The organism is Campylobacter concisus, from assembly GCF_002092855.1.
Classification (GTDB): domain Bacteria; phylum Campylobacterota; class Campylobacteria; order Campylobacterales; family Campylobacteraceae; genus Campylobacter_A; species Campylobacter_A concisus_AI.
Genome location: NZ_LVLC01000001.1, coordinates 743,898 through 761,984, shown reverse-complemented (window position 1 = coordinate 761,984; position 18,087 = coordinate 743,898). Strand labels below are relative to the sequence as shown.

Below are 18,087 nucleotides of genomic sequence, written 5' to 3'. Positions count from 1 at the left end.
AAATAGAATCTGAGAGAAAATTCATCGTGCGTTGTCAGGAGGTAAATTTAATTTTGTGCCGCCGTCAATCGACATGCCACTATCTGTGTTAGCGCTATCTGTTTTTTGTCTTTCTTGTTAGACTTTGTGCCGGCCATGTCCAACTTTATAGTTAATTGCACCCCGTCTCTTAAAATTAATATTAACTTTGCTAAAATCACTAAAATTTAAAGGAGCTTAGATGTCAAATATCTTAATCATAGGCGCAGGTGGCGTAAGCCAAGTCGCGACCGTAAAATGCGCGATGAACGCGGACGTTTTTAACAAGATCACCCTTGCAAGCCGCACCAAAAGCAAGTGCGATACTATCGCTAAATTTATCAAAGACCGCCTAGGCGTCACTATCGATACCGCCCAGATCGACGCGGACGATACCGACGCCGTGGTCGCGCTCATCAAAAAAACGGGCGCCGAGCTACTGCTAAACGTCGCGCTACCGTATCAAGACCTAACCCTCATGGACGCGTGCTCTCGCGCCGGCATCCCATACATCGACACCGCAAACTACGAGCACCCCGACACCGCCAAATTTGAATACAAGCTACAGTGGGCGAAAGATGAGGATTTTAAAAAGGCGGGCACCATGGCGCTGCTGGGAAGCGGCTTTGATCCTGGCGTGACAAACGTATTTTGCGCCTACGCGCAGCAAAATCTCTTTGACGAGATCCACGAGATCGACATCCTAGACTGCAACGCGGGCGATCACGGCTATGCGTTTGCGACGAATTTCAACCCCGAAATCAACCTGCGCGAAGTGAGCGCAAAGGGTCGCTACTGGGAGCGCGGCGAGTGGAAAGAGACCGAGCCGATGGAAATAATGTTCAAATGGGACTACCCCAAAGTCGGCGTCAAAGATAGCTACCTGCTCTACCACGAGGAGCTAGAAAGCTTAGTAAAAAACATCAAAGGATTAAAGCGAATTCGCTTTTTTATGACCTTCGGACAGAGTTACCTCACGCATATGAAATGCCTAGAAAACGTCGGCATGCTGCGCATAGACGAGGTCGAGCATAACGGCGTGAAAATCGTACCGATACAGTTTTTAAAGACGCTTTTGCCTGATCCAGCGAGCCTCGGCCCTCGCACGAAGGGCAAAACCAACATCGGTTGTGTAATACGTGGCTTAAAAGATGGCAAAGAGCGCCAGGTCTACATCTACAATGTCTGCGACCACGAGGCTTGCTACGCCGAGACGGGCGCGCAGGCGGTGAGCTACACCACAGGCGTGCCTGCGATGATCGGCTCGATGATGGTCGCAAAGGGCATCTGGAGTGGAAAAGGCGTCTTTAATATGGAAAATTTCGACGCCAAGCCTTTCATGGACGAGCTAAATAGGCAGGGATTGCCGTGGGAGATGATAGAGATGAAACCGGGCGAGAGGTATGAGGTAGAGTGATAAATAAAATCTACTATGAATCATACGTTATAAGAGACGAGAGTATCAAAAGTATTCTCGTCGCAAAAAAAGATACTTCTCACACTAAAGATGATTTTTATCGTAATTTCCAAAAACTTTTTTACAATCATTTTGAGCTTGAGCAACCTAAAAAAGAAATATTTTATAAAGATAAATTTTGGGCTTTTAAAATAAAAAAATATGCTGTTACGACATTGGATTCTATGAAAAATCATAAAGATAGCTTTTTTAATAAAGTATCAAGTTTTTATAATAGAGGAATACCGTGCAAAAATGACGAGGAAGCTAAAGAAATAATACGTAAGACCAAATGTTGCAGAAATGAAAAAGAACTAGCGGATTGTATAAGTAAATTAAAAAACTATATTTCACAGAATCAGGATTTAAATACAAAAATAAAAAGAAATGTAGAGTTATTTGAACGGCTACCATCTACTATTTATTTTATATTCTTAGAAGATTTTAATATCTTGTTTGGGGTTCGCATAATAGCCGAAGAAAATATTGACTTATACTATAAGAATTTGTTTGTATTTTTGACAGAAAATGATAGTGATACGGTAAGTAAAGCAAACATAAGAATATATTCTGAAAAATGTGGTATTAAGAATATTAATGAACAAAATATTTTTACATCTGACTCTAATAAACTAATGATTTATTTTAACAAGAGTACAGTATTATACTACACTTCATATCCAAAAAGAAAGCATATTTTATCGACAAATGTTTTAAAAGTATTAATTTTGCAGTTATTAATTATATCAAACGATGAAATGAAATTAGAATTTGTAAAAGCACTAAGGCAGTCGCCTCAAAGGTATATATTTTTTAGGAACTTTAGATATTATCGCGATATTTTGGCAATGAGAGATAAGATTGTTAATTTGCGATTAGACTTATTTGGTAATTACGGTATAAATTCAAGGGAAACGCTTACAATTTATGAAAAAATAAGACACCTATACAAGCAAGATGACGAATTAGAAGAAATTTTAACACATGCAAAAGAAAAATTTGAAATTCTTAGCGTAAAGACAGCTAGATGGTGGCAAATAGTAGCCGCAATAATCACAGTTCTTACATTAATAAGCGTACTAGATAATGGCTTTAATTTAGTAGATAGATTTAATAAATATACTTCGACTATAAATAAAAAATAATTTTTGATTTTATTACACATAACCTCAAATTTCTGCTTTAAAATTTTAAAAATTTCGTGCTTTGAGAGTTCGTATTTGTCGTATATCACGGCGTTATCATCGCCACTAGGCTGTATGAGGCCATATGCTAGCCCGCCTTTTTTTAAATTTTATGTTTGAAACACTAATTTTGCGCTTGGCGTCTATCTCGCGGATGCCGATTTCGTCGATATCTTTAAAATAAAATTTCGCATTCCCGCTACTTTTTTTGTATCAAAAATCCGTCGTCTTCGATTTTTCGGCATCATAGAATAAGAAACTAGGATAAAGAGGTAACTTCGGCGCAAACTAACTTACTGGCGCCGAAATTGAAAGTTATTTTATCACCGCTTCAAAGCCAACATCTACATCTGGATAGCTCTTTCCACCGTGAAATGGTTTGGCGGCAGCGGCAAATTTATCAAAGCTCTCATTTAGCTTCAAATCATTTACAAGATCAACTGAAAATTTTGCTACTAGCTTGCCATTTTGTACTTCATATTTTGTTTTAAAAATTTTTGAATTGCCATTTATGCTAAGCTCAACATCCATTTCTCCAGCCTTATCGTCGCCATTTACTGCTACGATCTTGCCATCTACTGCCTTGCCATCGAAAATAATGCCAATCCTTTTATCGCGATCAGGTAACTTTGTATCGATATCTTTTGGCTCAAGCTTAAATTCAAAGCTCTTTAAAAAATCAGCAAAATTTGCATTTTCTTGACTTTTAAAATTTATCGTCTTAAAAGTACCTGGTACGGCTGTTTTATTTGCTAGCTTGTAACCAGTAAATGTTACCTTTGGTTCACCTTCTACGCTAAATGCAAGAGCTGAAACTGCAAAAAATGAAGCTGCTAAAGCAACAGAAGTAAGTTTGTTCATAAAGAATCCTTTTTATAATATTGATAATAAATATCGCAAATTATATATCCACTTACTTCAAAAAAGACTTAAAAACTCTTTTTAATTAATGAATAAATTTTTAATATCTTTTTACTCTGGATCATCGCTAAAATCGTTATCCCTAAAGATCACATAAAAATTTATGAGCCAAAAAACAAAAGCGATTGCTATGAGTGTTGCTGGTAAATGAATGTAAAAGCCACTCCAAAAATAAGCCAAAATTCCTCTGCTAACACCAGCTAAAAGAATTAAAATAAAAGCAATTTTACTAAGGCGTAAAAACTCAAGTTCTTGTCCACTATGACGAAGTCCTGCGACATTAAATATAAGCATCACGCTAAAAATTACCGCATTTATCGCTATTAGATGCATAAAATTTGTTTCAAGATGGAGCCCAAAAATACCGCTAAAGCCGATCCCTAAAAATCCAAGCGCTAAAAATAGTTGCATAAAATAGTATAAAAGCACAAAGCTATGTTTAAAAAGCTCTTTATAGTGCCACTCTTTAAGCTTTGCAAGTACCGCACTTCCACAAGCTATCGCAGCATAATAGACACCTAAGCTTGCTTCAAAAAATATATTTAAAAGCAAAAAGGCACAAACGCAGCAAATAGCGATATTTTTATAGATAAAATTTGGCACAAAAACAGCTTCATCCATACCTTTTTCTCTTTTTAGCGCTTCTTTTCCAAGCACGACACTAACGCGGTAGGAGATGAGTAAGATAGCGATTACGTGGATAAAAACTTGTAAATTTAGAAATTTTTCGTTGCCGCTTATTAGATAATAAATTTCAAAGCCTAAAATGCCAAACAAAAAGCCAAGTACGCCAAATTGATCATCGTTTTTATCCCGCCAGATCATATAAAGGCAAAGCAAAACCAAGTAAAGCCAAAAAAGAGCAATAAAGCAGTGTGCTAAAAATAGGCTAAAAAATGCCAAGATAAAGCTTGTAAAAAAGAGTGAAAATAATATATAGGCGTGTATTTTTAGAGATGCTTGAAAATTTGTCCAATCAGTTAATCCAGTTAGCAAAAATCCAGCATAAGCAAGCGCTAAAAAAAGTTGCAAAAATATAAATTTATGCAAACTCACAAAATCAGTTGGAGTAAAAAACACACTTGCACCAAGCACCGCACAGGCGGCACTCATTAAGAAAAATATCCTCATAGGATGAGTAAAAAAATTATTAATCATAATAAATTTGTCCTTTGAAATTTTCATCTATCATCTTGCTAATAAACGTAAAATCGCGCTCTTTGAAATCTTTGTCTATTTCAAGTTCTCTTTGTATGACCGCACCTTTATTTGATAGGAAATAAATTCTATTTGACATCTTTACAGCTTCCATTCTATCGTGCGTGACAAGAACTACGCTCATACCTTCACTTACTCTTTGGCCAATAATCTCAATTAAAATTTCTTTCATATCATAATCAAGCCCAGAAAAAGGCTCATCCATCAAAAGTAGATCAGGCTTTGTCACGACCGCTCTTACAAAAGCGACTCTTTGCCTCATACCGCCGCTTAGCTCACTTGGGTATTTTAAAGTGTCCTTTTGACTTAGTCCAACCTTTTTAAAAAGCTCTAAAACAGCGTTAATGTCTGGTTTATTCATAACCAAAAGCACATTTTCAAGAGCATTTTTCCATGTAAGTAGGCGATTTTCTTGAAAAAAGTATGTAGTCTTTTTAAAGTTATTAAAAATTTTTCCTTTTCTAGGCTCATTTAGTCCGCTAATAAGCCGAAGTATCGTTGTTTTGCCACATCCTGATGGCCCAAAAAGCGTCACTACCTCGCCACCTTTTACATTTAGACTAAAATTCCTTACGACCTTATCTCTTAAAATTTCATACTCTACATTTTTAAGCTCAAGCATCATCTTCTCCAAGGCATCAAAGCTATTTTTAGTGGCTCGATGATGAGGTATTCAAAAAGCATGATAAGAGTGATGCTTAAAAGAACATACGCCATTACCTCGGTTGTTTCAAGCATTGCCCTTGCATTTGCTATCTTTGCTCCCATGCCGTTATTTGCACCTAGTAGCTCAGCCATTATGACTATCTTTACACCCATTGCGACAGCTACGCTAATAGAGCTTATTATGTAGCTCGTAAGATGCGGGATGTAAAGGTGTCTTATCTTTTTTAAAATTCCTAGATTATAAGCGTCAAACATCTCTTTTAGCTCCTCATCTACACTACTCATAGCAACTGCCGAGCTTGCAAAAGTAAGCGGTAAAACGGTTATAAAGATAGTAAAAACGGTGCTAAAATTTCCAAATCCAAACCAAAAAATAGCAAGCACTATCCAAATAATCGGCGGCATTGACAAAAGCAAGGTTATAACAGGTTTTAAAAAGGCTGCAAAACTTTTAAAACTACCTGCTATTAGCCCTAGAAATATACCAAAAAATGTTGCCGAGCAAACTCCAATCAGTGATCTGCAAAGTGTTATGTTTATCTCGCTGTTTTTGTAATCTTTTAAAATTTCACAGGCTTTTAAAAATACATCTTTTGGTGGTGGAAGTAGGAGTGGGGAGCTAAACTCGCTTCCCACTTGCCAAATGGCTAAGATCAAAAAAACTACGGCAAATCCGCTAAATCCACCCCAAAAATAGTCAATTATTTTTAAAAAGCTTGAGCGATCCTTTTTAATGCCATCGATTAGTATCATAAAAATAGACCTTTATCTGGCATCTTGCCACCTAGAAATTTTGGATTAAACTGATAAATTTCTTCAAAAAATGCCATGATCTCATTTTGTAGTTCATTTGCTTTTGTTACTGTTAGATTTGCCTTATCAAAAGCATTTGCAAGCGCTACTTCTGGAGCTGGCAAGTAGCTCGAGCCAATCTTTGCTGCACTTTGTTTGTTCTCAAGTATCCATGAAAGTGCATTTTTAAGATCGCTATGAAGCGTATCAAATAGATTTAAGTTTTTCTCGTAAAAGCCTCTTTCTACGATAATGCCAGCCATTGGGATTATCGGTTTTGTACCAAAACTCTCGCCCCAAATTTTTGGAAAATCAACTGAGTAATGCACGCTAACGCCTGCTTTTTTACCGCGCAAAATAGTCGCTTCGCCAAGAGGTTGTGGAACTATTAAAATATCAAAATCTTTTTGTAAAAATAAAAGCAGAGCCTCAGGCGGCGTTGCTGTGTAGGTGATGTCTATCTTGCTAACGTCTATGCCTCGTTTCTTGCAAAGCGCTCTTAGGATAAGATCAGGCATGTCGCCTCGAAATGGCATGATGAGCTTTTTGCCTACAAAATCCTCTAAATTTTTGATCTTTTCATCCTTAACCATAGCGTTCATAACGCCAAGGGTCAGTAAATTTAACATAGCAAAATCAAGCCCTTGATTCCTTAAATTTGCAGCTACATTTGATGGTGACATCGTGACCTTGATATCGCCGCTAGCTACGCCTGCACGAAGCTGATCTGGTGTTTTCCAGATATTTAGGCTTACATCATAAGTTTTATTTAACTCCCCTTGCAGTGCAGCAACCGCCATTATGACGCTTGGGATTGCTGGCGCACCCCACATATTAAAGCTCTCTTTTGCAAATAAATTTGGTGCAAATGCGCTAACGCCTAAAGCTGTGCTAAGTCCTAAAAATTTTCTTCTATTTAACATCTTTTTCTCCTTCAAAAACTGCTGTGAAAGCTAATGAAAAATGTCCTGCCAGGGGCATGAACGACTACTGGATCAAGTGCTGCCACGTGATCACCGCTAATAAATTCTGCATAATCTTTATCAAATAAATTTGCTACGCCAAATCTTATGCCGACTTTGTTTTTAAATTCTACGCCACCATAAAGATCAAGCAAGCCAAATCCTTTTGCGGCCTCTTTTTTATCAATGCCTAGACCATTTTGCTTGCTAAAATCGCCTCTAGTTTGCTTTGAAACTAGCCTTAGTGCGGTGCCAAGATTATAGCTACCAAAGCTTGCATAGTCTTTGTAGTCAAATGCAAAATTTGCCTCAAAAGGCCTTATTTGATAAAGCGGCTTGCCATCAGTTTTGTTTTGTCCGTAGTTGTAGTAAAGTGAGCTTTTTAAGCCAAAGTGCCTTGCAAAGCTATATTCTGTATTGAAATTTACACTATAAAGCGTTGCATCAACGTTTCTCGAGATGACAGCATTTTTGTTTAGCGGCATTGGGACTTTTGAGTGGCGTCTATCAAAAATGATCAAATTTTTAACGCTATCAGCGATGAAATGCCCGCTAAAGCTAAATGCATCTTTGTTTTGAAGCGAGTTTAGATACTCTTTGTAAAACTCGCTACCAAATTTAAAGCCAAGAACCGCTCTGTTGTGTCTTTCTGGCTCTAAATTCGGATTTGCTATCCAGCCAGAGTCATTTTGTCCATAAAGTGCGTTAAAACGCTCCATATTGCTTGGCAAGCGAGATAAACTCTCAAGTTTTGCAAAGTAGCTATCCTTGTCGTTTGGTGAAAATTTATATTTTAGGCTTGCACTAAAAGCGTCTTTTTTGATCTTATCGCTTACGTCCTCACCATAAATTTGACGAACTAATTTGCGAGTGGTATTAGGTGCGATCGGATTTGGTGCGAAAAATTTAGTGTCGATACCATTTAATTTACTTCTTTGCTCTTCATATTTTAAGGCAAGCGAGGCTTCATTTGCTTCATTAAATTTATAAGCAAGTGTGTCAAAGAGCATAAATTTATCATTTCGAACATCAGCAAATCTATATCCATTAAAGATCCAGTTGTTGCCTTGCTTCATGTATCTTTTGCCACCATGTTTATCTTTTTCAAAGCCAGCGCCTATTTGATTGTGAAAGCTTGCAAAGTCAGCGTCATACTTTAAATTTGCCTCAAATATATTTCTCTTTAAATCCACTTTCACATTTGGAGTAGCATCTCTTAAATGAAAATTATCAGCTTTTCGCTCAACTTTTTTTAGGATAAATTCGAAATTTAGCGTATTTGAAAGATCTTCTTCGCCTAATCTAATATTTAGCTTGCCAACTTTTCTTGTCGTTTTAAAGGCATCCATTGCGTGCTCTGGCTGCTTGTCTTTATCGATATTATCCCTTAAAAACGTAAGCCTAAGCTCGCTAAGATCATTTGGCACGAAGCCTAAAATAGCGCTTTGACCTTGCCTATTGTAGCCATAGTTCCATTTTTTGCCACTTCCATCTTTATAATTATTTGCTTTGGTGAAATTTGCATTTAAAATGGTGTAAAAATTTGCGCCGCGATATTTAAAAAGCGATGAGTTGTAAAAGCTTTTGCCATACATTCCAGCTGAGATATGAAACATATCAGCTGAGTTATCAAGCAAATTTGTAACAAATGGATATTCGCTTCTTTGAGTGCGGTCAAATTGATTTTCAACAAAGGCACTCTGTGCAACGTTTGGCGTAATGACTGGTGGCGGAGCAAATTCTTTAATAGGCTTTATAATGTCTAAATTTGCTTCATTTGCTAGAAGCAGTGATGAAAGAACTGCTAGGCTTAAAATGGGCCTCATGTAAACTCCTTTTAAAGATATAATTATGATTTCTTTTATCAGAATTGTAGTAGCAAAACCCTTTATAAAAGTTGATGTAAGTCATCCTTTAAATTTTTAATCCATAATTACGAGATTATTGTAGATAAAATGCTTGATTTTATTTTTGCAAGAGTAGTTAAATGGTGTAAATTTAATGTGAAAAAATGTATAAAATTTTGATAATTGTTATATAAAATTTTAAATCACAGATCGATTTAATTATGCTCTAAAATTATTAAGCCTATCTCTTAGCTCTTTTGAAATAGTAAATTTTGAGAGTTCATATTTATCAAAAATGATGATCAAATCATCACCTAGTGGTTGCACTAATCCAAAGCAAGCATCTCTATCAAGACGGTTTTTCTTAAATTTTATGCTCAAAGTTTCAACTTTTTTCTTATCGCCAAAGCTTTTAATGGCGATTTCGTAGATATCCTTAAAGTAAAATTTTATGCTTTTTGAGCCTTTTGTGATGATAAACCCATCATCTTCAATACGTAAAAAGTTGTTTTGAAAAATTTTTCTAACACAAAAGAACACTGAGAGAGCACCAATGATGATGCCAAAGAGAGACACTGCACCAAGAGCTAGATAAAAGTAGCCAACGATGCTAAAGGCAAAAAGCCCAAGCCCAAAGGCTAGTGCCCAAAAAACATCTTTTTTACTCTCTTTTGTTATCATCATTTTTCCCTTTTAAGCTAAAATTCCAGCACCATTTATCGCTTGGCTGCGCTCTTTTGCATAAATTCTCTCGCCATTTATCACGTCATATTTCCAGATCGGCGCATTTGCCTTAAAGTCCTCGACAAACTCATTGATTAGCCTTAGCGCGACCTTTCTTTGAGGGCTCACAACGCCTGCTACATAAGAGCTCGTATGCACGGCTACATCGCCTTTTGAGTGAGCAAAGAGTACGTAGGCATTTTCTTTTTTGGCTCGCTCCTGCCAAGCATCTAGCCATTTTTTAAGGATCGGCTCATAGATATCAAAGCTAAGCGCCGAAATACCACCTTCTTCTCTTACGATTCCAACAAAAGTGATGAGCGCACCGCAGTTTTTATCCTTAAAGCGTTCATACCACTCGTTTGTGATGCTTTGAACATCCAAACTTCCATTATAAATTTGCATCTTAGCCCCCACAAACTGGTGGCAAAATAGAAATTTTATCGCCTGATTTAAGAGCAAAATTTATATCGCTTACGATCTCGTCATTTACGGCAACCGCACAGATATTTAGCCATTTTTTAAGCTCTTCTTTCTTGCTTAAAGCCGCTTTTACTTCGCCTAAATTTTTTGCTTCTACTTTTATATTTTCAAGCCCGATAGGCCCAAGAAATTCGATCTCTATCACGTTTTATCCTTTGAGATTTTTGCTGATTTTACTTAAAAATAAATTTAGATATACTTATTTGAAAATTTAAAAAGCGAGTAAAAATGAACGAAATTTTAAAGAGCATAAAAACCCCAGCCTACGTTTGTGAAGAGGCAAAAGTACGTAAAAATTTAGAGCTTTTAAAGTATGTAAAAGAGCAAAGTGGGGCTAAAATTTTAGTAGCTCTTAAAGGCTTTGCGTTTAGCGGAGTGATGGATATGGTTGGCTCTTATCTTGACGGTGCGACTTGCAGTGGGCTTCATGAGGCAAAATTTGCAAACGAATACGTAAAAGGCGAGATTCATACTTATAGTCCAGCCTTTAAGGACGAGGATTTTGATGAAATTTTAAAAATTTCAAAGCATATCACATTTAACTCTTTTGCTCAGTGGCAAAAATTTAAAGGCATTGCCCTGCAAAATGGCATCATCTGCGGCCTGCGCGTAAATCCAGAGGTCTCGCTAGCACCGACTGATAGCTACAACCCATGCGGTAAATTTAGCAGGCTTGGCATTACAAGGGCAAATTTTAAGCCTGAGCTTCTTGATGGTATTAGTGGGCTTCATTTTCACGCGCTTTGCGAGGAGAGTGCGAGTAGCTTGCAGACTGTGCTAGAGGCATTTGAGGAGAAATTTGGCGAGTTTATCCCAAAGATGAAATGGATAAACATGGGCGGAGGACATCACATCACGAGGGCTGATTACGATGTGGAGCTACTTATAAAGATAGTTAGGCGCTTTCGTGAGAAGTACGGCGTAGAGGTCTATCTGGAGCCTGGTGAGGCTGTGGGCTGGCAGACTGGCTTTTTGATAAGCAGCGTGCTTGACATCGTGTATAACGAGAAAGATATTGCCATCCTTGACACCTCGGCCGAGGCGCACATGCCAGATACCGTGCTCATGCCTTACCGCCCAGCTGTTAGAGGCGAGAGTAAAAATGGCAAATTTACTTATAGATTTGGCGGCAATACCTGCCTAGCAGGTGATATAGTGGGACTTGAAGCGGGCGATGCGGAGTATAAATTTGATAGTGAGCTAAAAATCGGTGACCGCGTCATCTTTGAAGATCAAATCCATTACACGATCGTGAAAAACACGACATTTAACGGCATAAAACTGCCTGATTTGGTGCTTTTAAAAGAAAATGGCGAGATTAAGATGATCCGTGAATTTGGATACGAAGAGTATAGGCGCAGAAACTAATCATTAGTATTTTGGCTAACTTTTGGCTGCTAAATACTGAGAATTTTTCTACACGGATTAGTATCCATAATTTTTGGCAAATTTGTCTATCTTTGAGCTTTTTTGCCAGTTGTATTCAGTCTCGTTTGCGATCTTTTGGGCTAGTTCCTTGCCAAAATGATCGCTAATAAAACCAAGCGCCATATCCATGCCAGCAGCCACGCCTAAAGCTGTGTAGAACTTACCTGTCCTCACCCACCTAGCGCACTCTTGCCACTTTACCACTAAGCCGCAACTTTTCACCCATTTAAGTGACCTTTTATTTGAAGTAGCCCTTAAGCCGTCAAGCTCTCCTGTGCGAGCGATGAGCGCCGAACCTGTGCATACGCTTAGGCAAAATTTGGATGCCAAAACGCACTCTTTAAGTCTCAAAATAAACTCACTATCATTTACAAGTGCCCTTGTGCCCTGACCACCAGGGAGTAGCAAAATGCTCTCATTTGGCATCTTGTTAAGTTTTTTGTTTTTATCAAAAAGCCTTGCTTACTTCTTTTCATCCCACCATCAAACGAGACATAATTAATGTTAATTTCAGGCACCCTTGCCAAAAACTCTACCGGCCCCATTAGATCAAGCGTCTCATAGTCATCAAAGATAAGGCAAAAAAGATCCATAGCACAGTCCTTTTTAACTAAAATTTGGCTTTATTTTAGCTAAATTTTCAGATCAAAAACGCTAAAAATTAACAAAACTTAAATATTTTTTATAAAATTTTTAGTAATCTTTTTTGCTAAGGTTTGCTTGTGATTAGCTCTGATATAATAGCGACCAAAATAGCGTAGCTATGCGATTTAACGTATTTAACCAATACTTAAATTGTTTAAGCTCAAACTCATAAAGGACTACAATGACGAGAATTCTTACTCTGCTTTTTACATTATTTGTAACAGCAATGGCAACTCAAGGACCAACTGGCGTCAATCAATATAATAGTGCCATTTGGGCGGCTGAAAGGATAGAAAATATCAAGCCATACGAACAAGGTTTGGGGCCGATATTTACTTTTATCCAAGGTAATGATTATTTTGCAATAGCAGCACTTTCTATCATTTTGGCTGTTATTGGAGCATTTGCATTACACTTTTTAATCATTGGACCAAAACATTTTAGTCATGATGGTAAAAAGGTGTTTGCTTTTTCATTGATCATACGTATAGCTCATGGTTTGGCAGCGATCTCATGGATCATTTTAGTGCCAACTGGTATCATCATTATGTGGGGTGCAGAGCTTGGCGGTGGAACATTTGTGCGTTTCTGTAGATACTTGCACGATACAGCAACTGTGATCTTTGCTGTTTCTGTGCTTCCTATGTTATTTACCTGGACAAAGAGAATGCTTCCAGCAATTTATGATATCAGATGGATGATGATAGTTGGTGGCTATTTATCAAAGAAAAAGAGACCTGTTCCGGCTGGTAAATTTAATGCTGGTCAAAAAGCATGGTACTGGATTGCTATCCCTGGTGGTATCGTTATGATAATTACTGGCGCGATTATGTATTTTACGGACTTCAAAGAGCCAGCGGTTGCTTCTTGGTTTGGTCTTACACAAATTGATCTTTTAAGATACAGCGTAATTATCCATAACTGTCTTGGCATTGCATGTGCAGTATTTTTCTTAGTTCATATTTATATGGCAGCTATTGCTATTCATGGTGCTATTTGGTCGATGATTACTGGATATAAAGAGGAAGAAGAAGTTTATGTTCTTCATCACTACTGGTATCAAGAGCTTGTTAGAGAGAATAAAATTCCAGTATCTGATTATGAAAAGTCTTACACAAATTTAAAATAATTAACTTTACTCTGACCTTGCTAGTAAGCGAGGTCAAAGCTCTCTTTTATCTCAAATTTATACATTAAAATTTTTAAAATAATTAATATTTTTTTGGCTATAATCCAAACTAGTTTCAAGGTTTGAAATACTAATTACAAAGGAAAAACAATGACAAGAACAATTAATTGCAGAAATTTAGAGTGCCCAAAACCAGTCATCATGACTAAAAACGCACTTGAGGGTTTAAATGAGGGAGAGAGCCTAGAGATCATCGTAAATGCCCTAGCTCCAAAAGAAAATATCTCAAGATTTTTAAAAAATCAAAATATAGAATTTAGCCTAGAAAGCAACGGTAATGAGACTAAAATTTTAGCTACAAAAGGTAAAAATGCGCTTGAGTTTACAAATTTTGATGAGTTTATCTGCGACATAACACCAAAAAATAATAAAGTACTCTATCTGAATGAAGAGCGCGCGGGAAGTGGCGAAGTGGGAATAAATTTACTATCAAAATTCTTAGGAGCATTTCTTCAAGTTGAGAAAAAACCAAAGATAATAATCTGCGTAAATAACGCTGTAAAGATGACAACAAACCGCTCACACCCAAGCTTTAAGCCGCTTAAAGATCTTGAAGCTGCTGGTGTTAAAATTTTAAGCTGCGGAAGCTGCTTGGAGGCTTATAAGCTAGTAAGTGATCTTGCGATTGGCGAAATTTCAAATGCTTATGAGATCATCGACATACTCTCAACTCACGAGCAGATCAAACTATGATCTACCACGACAAAAAGCTTACGCAGTTCGTTAGAGCTGCTGGCTGAGCTGCTAAGCTTGACCCGTCGGGTCTACACAAAACGATTAGTAGTTTAAATTTATCTCATCCAAATCTGCTCTCAAGCACAAATTCTAACGAGGATGCGAGTGTCTTTAAAATTTCAAGTGATCTTGCACTTGTTCAAACGCTTGACTTTATAACGCCTGTGGTAAATGATCCTTTTATTTACGGTCAAATCGCTGCTGCAAATAGCCTAAGCGACGTCTTTGCAATGGGTGGTGAGGTGATAAATGCTCTAAACATCGTAGGCTTTGATAGTTGTAACTTGGCACCTGAAATTTTAGGTGAAATTTTGCAAGGCGGAGCCGATAAAGTAAAAGAGTGTGGTGGCATTATAGTTGGCGGGCATACGATCGAGACACAGCAGATGTATTATGGGCTTAGCGTTACTGGAAGGGTACATCCTGATAAATTTTGGGCAAATAATACAGCTATAAATGGCAATGTTTTGATACTTACAAAGCCCCTTGGAAGCGGCATTTTAAGCACAGCAATAAAGGCTGATTTATTAAGCATGGAGCAGATAAAAGAGGCTGCAACTATCATGGCACAGCTAAATTTTTATGCATTAAAAGCACTTGATGGCATCAAAGTCTACGGCGCTACTGATGTGACTGGATTTGGCTTTTTGGGGCATTTAAGCGAAATGCTAAATGAAAAGATCAGTTTTGAAATTTATGAAAAAAACGTGCCAATCATTGCAAGCGCAAAGGAATTTGCAGATATGGGCATTATTCCAGAAGGAAGCTATAAAAACCGCGAATTTGCAAAGCATTTTGTAGATAAAGAAGCTGACATTTTACTATTTGACGCACAAACTTCTGGTGGGCTTTTGCTCGCAGTTGGCGAAAAGGACGCGATGCTTGCAGTAAAACGCTTAAAAGAAGTAGGTTATGAGCACTCAGTGGTAGTTGGTATGGCTATAAGTAAAGGCAAATTTGGCATAAATTTGCGCTAATATACTTTAAATTTTAGCTTGTAAAGACTTGGTTTTTAAATTTGAGATAGTTTGAAGTAAGCCAAAGGCAAGCTATAAATTTAGCCAAATTTGCTCTTTCCAAATTCTTAAAAATAAAATTTAATAAAATAGCAAATTTACTTTTTATCTTACTTTTAAAAAGATACATTTTTTCGTACTTTATAGTAGTAAAATTTAAAATAATCTGCAAGACATTATCAATAATATTTTAAATTTAAGTAAAAATATAAAATAATTAAATTAAAATGACAATCTAATATTAATGATACAAAGGAGATAAAATGGAGTTTTTATCGTTTCTCTTTCTGGCTATAGCCGTTTTTATAGCTTGGAAAAAGCCTGAAAAAGAGGGTTTGGCATTTGGTGCATTTGCCGTGGGGACGGCGATTTGTTTTATTATGTTTTTCATCGCCAGCTGGACGTCCCTGCTGCCTTACGCGGCGTACTAGGAGGGCTAGATGAGTTTTTTTAACGAAAAAAATTTTGACTTTGTTATGGCCACCGCGGTCTTGCTCGTGCTTGCTATCCCAGTCGGTATCGCAAACATTTATCTTGGCTACGTTATCGGCGAGGGCCCTTGCACGCTTTGCTGGTGGGAGCGCATAGATATGGTCGTGGTCGGCGTTGCTGGTATCTTGATACTGCGCTACGGACTAAAAGCTCGCTACATAGCCGCCGTGCTTTTTGGCGCTGCGTATGGTATTTTCATGACGCTTAGGCATGCGAGCTTTAGTTTATATAGAGACGTAGGTATGGGCTTTGGCGGCGATATATTCGGTGCGCACACCTATACGTGGGGCATTTTGGTGTACTGGGTCGTGGTCGTGGCAATGGGACTCATGATGCTTTTTGCCAAAGATAAGGTCGTCTCGAGCGATATCGCACGCGCTGATACCAGGATCAAGTCTCTTAACGCGTATTCAAAATTTGTGATAGCTTTGAGCCTATTTGTCATTCTATCAAATGCCGTTCAGGCGCTCATCTCGGCAGGTATCCCGCCGTATAGCGGCAAGGGCGATCCAGAGCGCATCAGCCTAAACAACACTTGGACAGCGGGCGTTTGGAAAAGATTTGAAAAGCCGTTTTCATTCACCGGCGCAAACGTCGTCGAAGATCCGTTTATAGCGGGCGAGCCAAAAGATATAAGCGTCAAATTTAACTCCGATCCAAGCGGCGGCGCGTTTACGGACGTGAAGCCCGCGCTTAGCGTGAAAAACAGCTTCCCGCTCCCTTTTGAGACAAAAGGAATTTTCGGCAAAGGCGTAACGAGCGGACTAGCGTATAACGCTAAAAACGATACTTTCGGCATCTCAAACACCGAAGGCGGCGTTTATTTTACGGACGCGAATTTTAAAGAGATCGCTCATGCTATCATCGACAAACCAAACGGTCGCAATATCAAAAAGGCTGTCGCATCGACCTTTGTCGGCGACATGCTGGTAACTACAGGCTTTAACAAAACGACATTTGCCGTTAAGCCTGTCCAAAAAGTAGACGCGTATCACGAGTGGAGATATTTTAGAGAGAGCACCGGCGGGCTCGAGTCTGCGTGGAAGTTCGACCGCCCGGCACTTTTAACTATAAGGGCGAAAAAACAATACGTCCTAACGCTCGCAAAAGATCCGCAAAGCACCTATATGTATATGATCACGGTGCCAAACGAGCGCGCTAAGAACTTGATTCTCATCAAAGTCGATAGTAAAGATAAGATGCTGAGTGGCGAAACTATCGTGACGTCAGCCCTCGCGCTAAAAGATAAACGCGATCTAAAAGACTACTATGTCACGGCTGGCGACGTCGCGGGCGGTAAATTTTTGGCCTACTCCAAAAACTACAACACCTTACTCGTGATCGACCTTGCGGACGCGAAGGTAGTCGATGCCTATGCGATGCCGCAAATCGGCGACATCTCCGGACTAGCGGTAAAGGGCGGTAGCATCTACGCTCTAGCGCATAAGGACGGCAAAGTAAACGTAGTAGAGCTAAATAACCCTCTGGGTGAGTAAATTTAGCCCAAACCAACGTAAATTCGTCCGCGTAAAGCGGGCGAATTTGAGATGACTCATAGATAAATTTTAACTGCAAGTCGGCGTCTTTGCGCCGGCTGCTAAATTCCTTTTAATTTACCTAACCGCTTTATAATGTTAAAAAATTTAACAAAGGAGATATGATGAACTATCTTGAAATTTTAAAATTTCGTCACGCGTGCAAAATTTTTGATGAGAACAAAAAGATCGGTGCTGGAGAGTTTGATTTTATACTAGAAGCTGGTAGATTAAGCCCTAGTTCAACCGGTCTTGAGCAGTGGGATATCTTAGTCGTTCAAAATAAAGAGCTTAGAGAAAAAATAAAAGCTCTTTCATGGAATCAAGCGCAAATCACATCTTGCTCGCATTTAGTTGTCGTTTTAGCTAAGATCAAAGAGGTGAAATTTGGAAGCACATACGTTAATAAAATGATCGCTAGAAATACCAATAAAGATCCTGAAGCCATTGCTGCAAGGCAAAAATTTTATCACGACTTTTTGCTAGCAAATTTTAAAAATGATGATGAGCTAACATTTCAGTGGTCACATGAACAATGCATGATAATCGCCACAAATATGATGAATGCAGCTGCAAGTTTGGGCATTGATAGTTGCCCAATAGAAGGCTTTGACAGACACGCTTTAAATAAACTTTTGGGGCTTGATGAGAGCTTTCAAAGAGTGGCTATTATGGTGCCATTTGGCTACCGCCTAAATCCACAACCAAAAAAACTTCGTAGAGAAATTTCTGATATCGTTACTTGGATTTGTTAAGATATTTGAGCCAAATTTTAAA

20 protein-coding genes are annotated in these 18,087 nt (G+C 38.2%); 9 read left to right on the top strand and 11 right to left on the bottom strand.

Annotated features, from left to right (window positions below; translation table 11 throughout):
* Window positions 1–220 precede the first annotated feature (220 nt).
* Entirely contained in the window at window positions 221–1,435 is a 1,215-nt protein-coding gene (locus A3223_RS03865; protein WP_084109092.1) for a saccharopine dehydrogenase family protein, read from the top strand.
* Entirely contained in the window at window positions 1,432–2,619 is a 1,188-nt protein-coding gene (locus A3223_RS09530) for a hypothetical protein (RefSeq protein ID WP_141081789.1), read from the top strand. The genes A3223_RS03865 and A3223_RS09530 overlap by 4 nt, the downstream gene beginning before the upstream one ends.
* 354 nt (window positions 2,620–2,973) lie before the next feature.
* On the opposite strand, the gene A3223_RS03850 is transcribed toward A3223_RS09530, so the two are convergent.
* The 9 genes from A3223_RS03850 to A3223_RS03810 form a co-directional block, all read right to left on the bottom strand.
* Window positions 2,974–3,519, bottom strand: a complete 546-nt coding sequence (locus tag A3223_RS03850) for a hypothetical protein (protein WP_021090726.1) — start codon at window positions 3,517–3,519, stop codon at window positions 2,974–2,976.
* Window positions 3,520–3,630: 111 nt separating this feature from the next.
* Entirely contained in the window at window positions 3,631–4,737 is a 1,107-nt protein-coding gene (locus tag A3223_RS03845; RefSeq protein WP_084109286.1) for an NnrS family protein, read from the bottom strand.
* Entirely contained in the window at window positions 4,730–5,419 is a 690-nt protein-coding gene (locus A3223_RS03840; protein ID WP_084109086.1) for an ABC transporter ATP-binding protein, read from the bottom strand. Before A3223_RS03840 ends, A3223_RS03845 begins: the two co-directional genes overlap by 8 nt.
* Window positions 5,419–6,216, bottom strand: a complete 798-nt coding sequence (locus A3223_RS03835) for an ABC transporter permease (protein ID WP_054196111.1) — start codon at window positions 6,214–6,216, stop codon at window positions 5,419–5,421. Before A3223_RS03835 ends, A3223_RS03840 begins: the two co-directional genes overlap by 1 nt.
* Complete coding sequence (locus A3223_RS03830; protein ID WP_084109083.1) at window positions 6,213–7,178, bottom strand: ABC transporter substrate-binding protein; 966 nt, start codon at window positions 7,176–7,178, stop codon at window positions 6,213–6,215. The genes A3223_RS03835 and A3223_RS03830 overlap by 4 nt, the downstream gene beginning before the upstream one ends.
* Before the next feature lie 11 nt (window positions 7,179–7,189).
* On the bottom strand, window positions 7,190–9,043 hold the full coding sequence (locus tag A3223_RS03825; RefSeq protein WP_084109080.1) for a TonB-dependent receptor domain-containing protein: 1,854 nt from the start codon (window positions 9,041–9,043) through the stop codon (window positions 7,190–7,192).
* Window positions 9,044–9,283: 240 nt separating this feature from the next.
* A complete protein-coding gene (locus tag A3223_RS03820; RefSeq protein WP_084109077.1) occupies window positions 9,284–9,745 on the bottom strand; it encodes a molybdate transport repressor in 462 nt (153 codons plus the stop codon).
* A gap of 12 nt (window positions 9,746–9,757) precedes the next feature.
* Complete coding sequence (locus tag A3223_RS03815; RefSeq protein WP_072593913.1) at window positions 9,758–10,192, bottom strand: molybdopterin synthase catalytic subunit; 435 nt, start codon at window positions 10,190–10,192, stop codon at window positions 9,758–9,760.
* Between the two features lies 1 nt (window position 10,193).
* Window positions 10,194–10,415, bottom strand: coding sequence for a MoaD/ThiS family protein (locus A3223_RS03810; protein WP_084041652.1), 222 nt, complete (start codon window positions 10,413–10,415; stop codon window positions 10,194–10,196).
* 83 nt (window positions 10,416–10,498) lie between these two features.
* Here A3223_RS03810 and nspC point away from each other — a divergent pair, with 83 nt between their 5' ends.
* A complete protein-coding gene (gene nspC, locus A3223_RS03805; RefSeq protein ID WP_084041653.1) occupies window positions 10,499–11,638 on the top strand; it encodes a carboxynorspermidine decarboxylase in 1,140 nt (379 codons plus the stop codon).
* Between the two features lie 57 nt (window positions 11,639–11,695).
* On the opposite strand, the gene A3223_RS03800 is transcribed toward nspC, so the two are convergent.
* Together A3223_RS03800 and A3223_RS09790 are read right to left on the bottom strand one after the other, a co-directional pair.
* Entirely contained in the window at window positions 11,696–12,124 is a 429-nt protein-coding gene (locus tag A3223_RS03800; RefSeq protein ID WP_257639239.1) for a DJ-1/PfpI family protein, read from the bottom strand.
* On the bottom strand, window positions 12,067–12,291 hold the full coding sequence (locus A3223_RS09790; protein ID WP_257639238.1) for a hypothetical protein: 225 nt from the start codon (window positions 12,289–12,291) through the stop codon (window positions 12,067–12,069). Before A3223_RS09790 ends, A3223_RS03800 begins: the two co-directional genes overlap by 58 nt.
* A gap of 233 nt (window positions 12,292–12,524) precedes the next feature.
* Here A3223_RS09790 and A3223_RS03795 point away from each other — a divergent pair, with 233 nt between their 5' ends.
* The 6 genes from A3223_RS03795 (at window position 12,525) to A3223_RS03775 (ending at window position 18,065) form a co-directional block, all read left to right on the top strand.
* Window positions 12,525–13,472, top strand: coding sequence for a formate dehydrogenase subunit gamma (locus A3223_RS03795; RefSeq protein ID WP_021090567.1), 948 nt, complete (start codon window positions 12,525–12,527; stop codon window positions 13,470–13,472).
* A gap of 150 nt (window positions 13,473–13,622) precedes the next feature.
* Window positions 13,623–14,225, top strand: coding sequence for a sulfurtransferase-like selenium metabolism protein YedF (gene yedF / locus A3223_RS03790; protein ID WP_084109074.1), 603 nt, complete (start codon window positions 13,623–13,625; stop codon window positions 14,223–14,225).
* The gene (gene selD / locus A3223_RS03785) at window positions 14,222–15,244 is read left to right on the top strand and encodes a selenide, water dikinase SelD (RefSeq protein ID WP_374057430.1); all 1,023 of its coding nucleotides are present in this window, start codon (window positions 14,222–14,224) and stop codon (window positions 15,242–15,244) included. Before yedF ends, selD begins: the two co-directional genes overlap by 4 nt.
* A 302-nt stretch (window positions 15,245–15,546) precedes the next feature.
* Window positions 15,547–15,714, top strand: a complete 168-nt coding sequence (locus A3223_RS09910) for a hypothetical protein (RefSeq protein WP_002949057.1) — start codon at window positions 15,547–15,549, stop codon at window positions 15,712–15,714.
* A gap of 9 nt (window positions 15,715–15,723) precedes the next feature.
* Window positions 15,724–17,271 (top strand): disulfide bond formation protein B, encoded by a 1,548-nt coding sequence (locus tag A3223_RS03780; RefSeq protein WP_084109071.1) that lies wholly within the window; start codon window positions 15,724–15,726, stop codon window positions 17,269–17,271.
* Between the two features lie 164 nt (window positions 17,272–17,435).
* Window positions 17,436–18,065, top strand: coding sequence for an NAD(P)H-dependent oxidoreductase (locus tag A3223_RS03775; RefSeq protein WP_084109068.1), 630 nt, complete (start codon window positions 17,436–17,438; stop codon window positions 18,063–18,065).
* Window positions 18,066–18,087: the final 22 nt, after the last annotated feature.

Coding starts and splice junctions, on each gene's coding strand:
- A3223_RS03865 (WP_084109092.1), top strand. CDS start 221: ATGTCAAATATCTTAATCATAGGCGCAGGTGGCGTAAGCCAAGTCGCG.
- A3223_RS03850 (WP_021090726.1), bottom strand. CDS start 3,519: ATGAACAAACTTACTTCTGTTGCTTTAGCAGCTTCATTTTTTGCAGTT.
- A3223_RS03845 (WP_084109286.1), bottom strand. CDS start 4,737: ATGATTAATAATTTTTTTACTCATCCTATGAGGATATTTTTCTTAATG.
- A3223_RS03840 (WP_084109086.1), bottom strand. CDS start 5,419: ATGCTTGAGCTTAAAAATGTAGAGTATGAAATTTTAAGAGATAAGGTC.
- A3223_RS03835 (WP_054196111.1), bottom strand. CDS start 6,216: ATGATACTAATCGATGGCATTAAAAAGGATCGCTCAAGCTTTTTAAAA.
- A3223_RS03830 (WP_084109083.1), bottom strand. CDS start 7,178: ATGTTAAATAGAAGAAAATTTTTAGGACTTAGCACAGCTTTAGGCGTT.
- A3223_RS03825 (WP_084109080.1), bottom strand. CDS start 9,043: ATGAGGCCCATTTTAAGCCTAGCAGTTCTTTCATCACTGCTTCTAGCA.
- A3223_RS03820 (WP_084109077.1), bottom strand. CDS start 9,745: ATGATAACAAAAGAGAGTAAAAAAGATGTTTTTTGGGCACTAGCCTTT.
- A3223_RS03815 (WP_072593913.1), bottom strand. CDS start 10,192: ATGCAAATTTATAATGGAAGTTTGGATGTTCAAAGCATCACAAACGAG.
- nspC (WP_084041653.1), top strand. CDS start 10,499: ATGAACGAAATTTTAAAGAGCATAAAAACCCCAGCCTACGTTTGTGAA.
- A3223_RS03800 (WP_257639239.1), bottom strand. CDS start 12,124: ATGCCAAATGAGAGCATTTTGCTACTCCCTGGTGGTCAGGGCACAAGG.
- A3223_RS09790 (WP_257639238.1), bottom strand. CDS start 12,291: ATGGATCTTTTTTGCCTTATCTTTGATGACTATGAGACGCTTGATCTA.
- A3223_RS03795 (WP_021090567.1), top strand. CDS start 12,525: ATGACGAGAATTCTTACTCTGCTTTTTACATTATTTGTAACAGCAATG.
- yedF (WP_084109074.1), top strand. CDS start 13,623: ATGACAAGAACAATTAATTGCAGAAATTTAGAGTGCCCAAAACCAGTC.
- A3223_RS09910 (WP_002949057.1), top strand. CDS start 15,547: ATGGAGTTTTTATCGTTTCTCTTTCTGGCTATAGCCGTTTTTATAGCT.
- A3223_RS03780 (WP_084109071.1), top strand. CDS start 15,724: ATGAGTTTTTTTAACGAAAAAAATTTTGACTTTGTTATGGCCACCGCG.
- A3223_RS03775 (WP_084109068.1), top strand. CDS start 17,436: ATGAACTATCTTGAAATTTTAAAATTTCGTCACGCGTGCAAAATTTTT.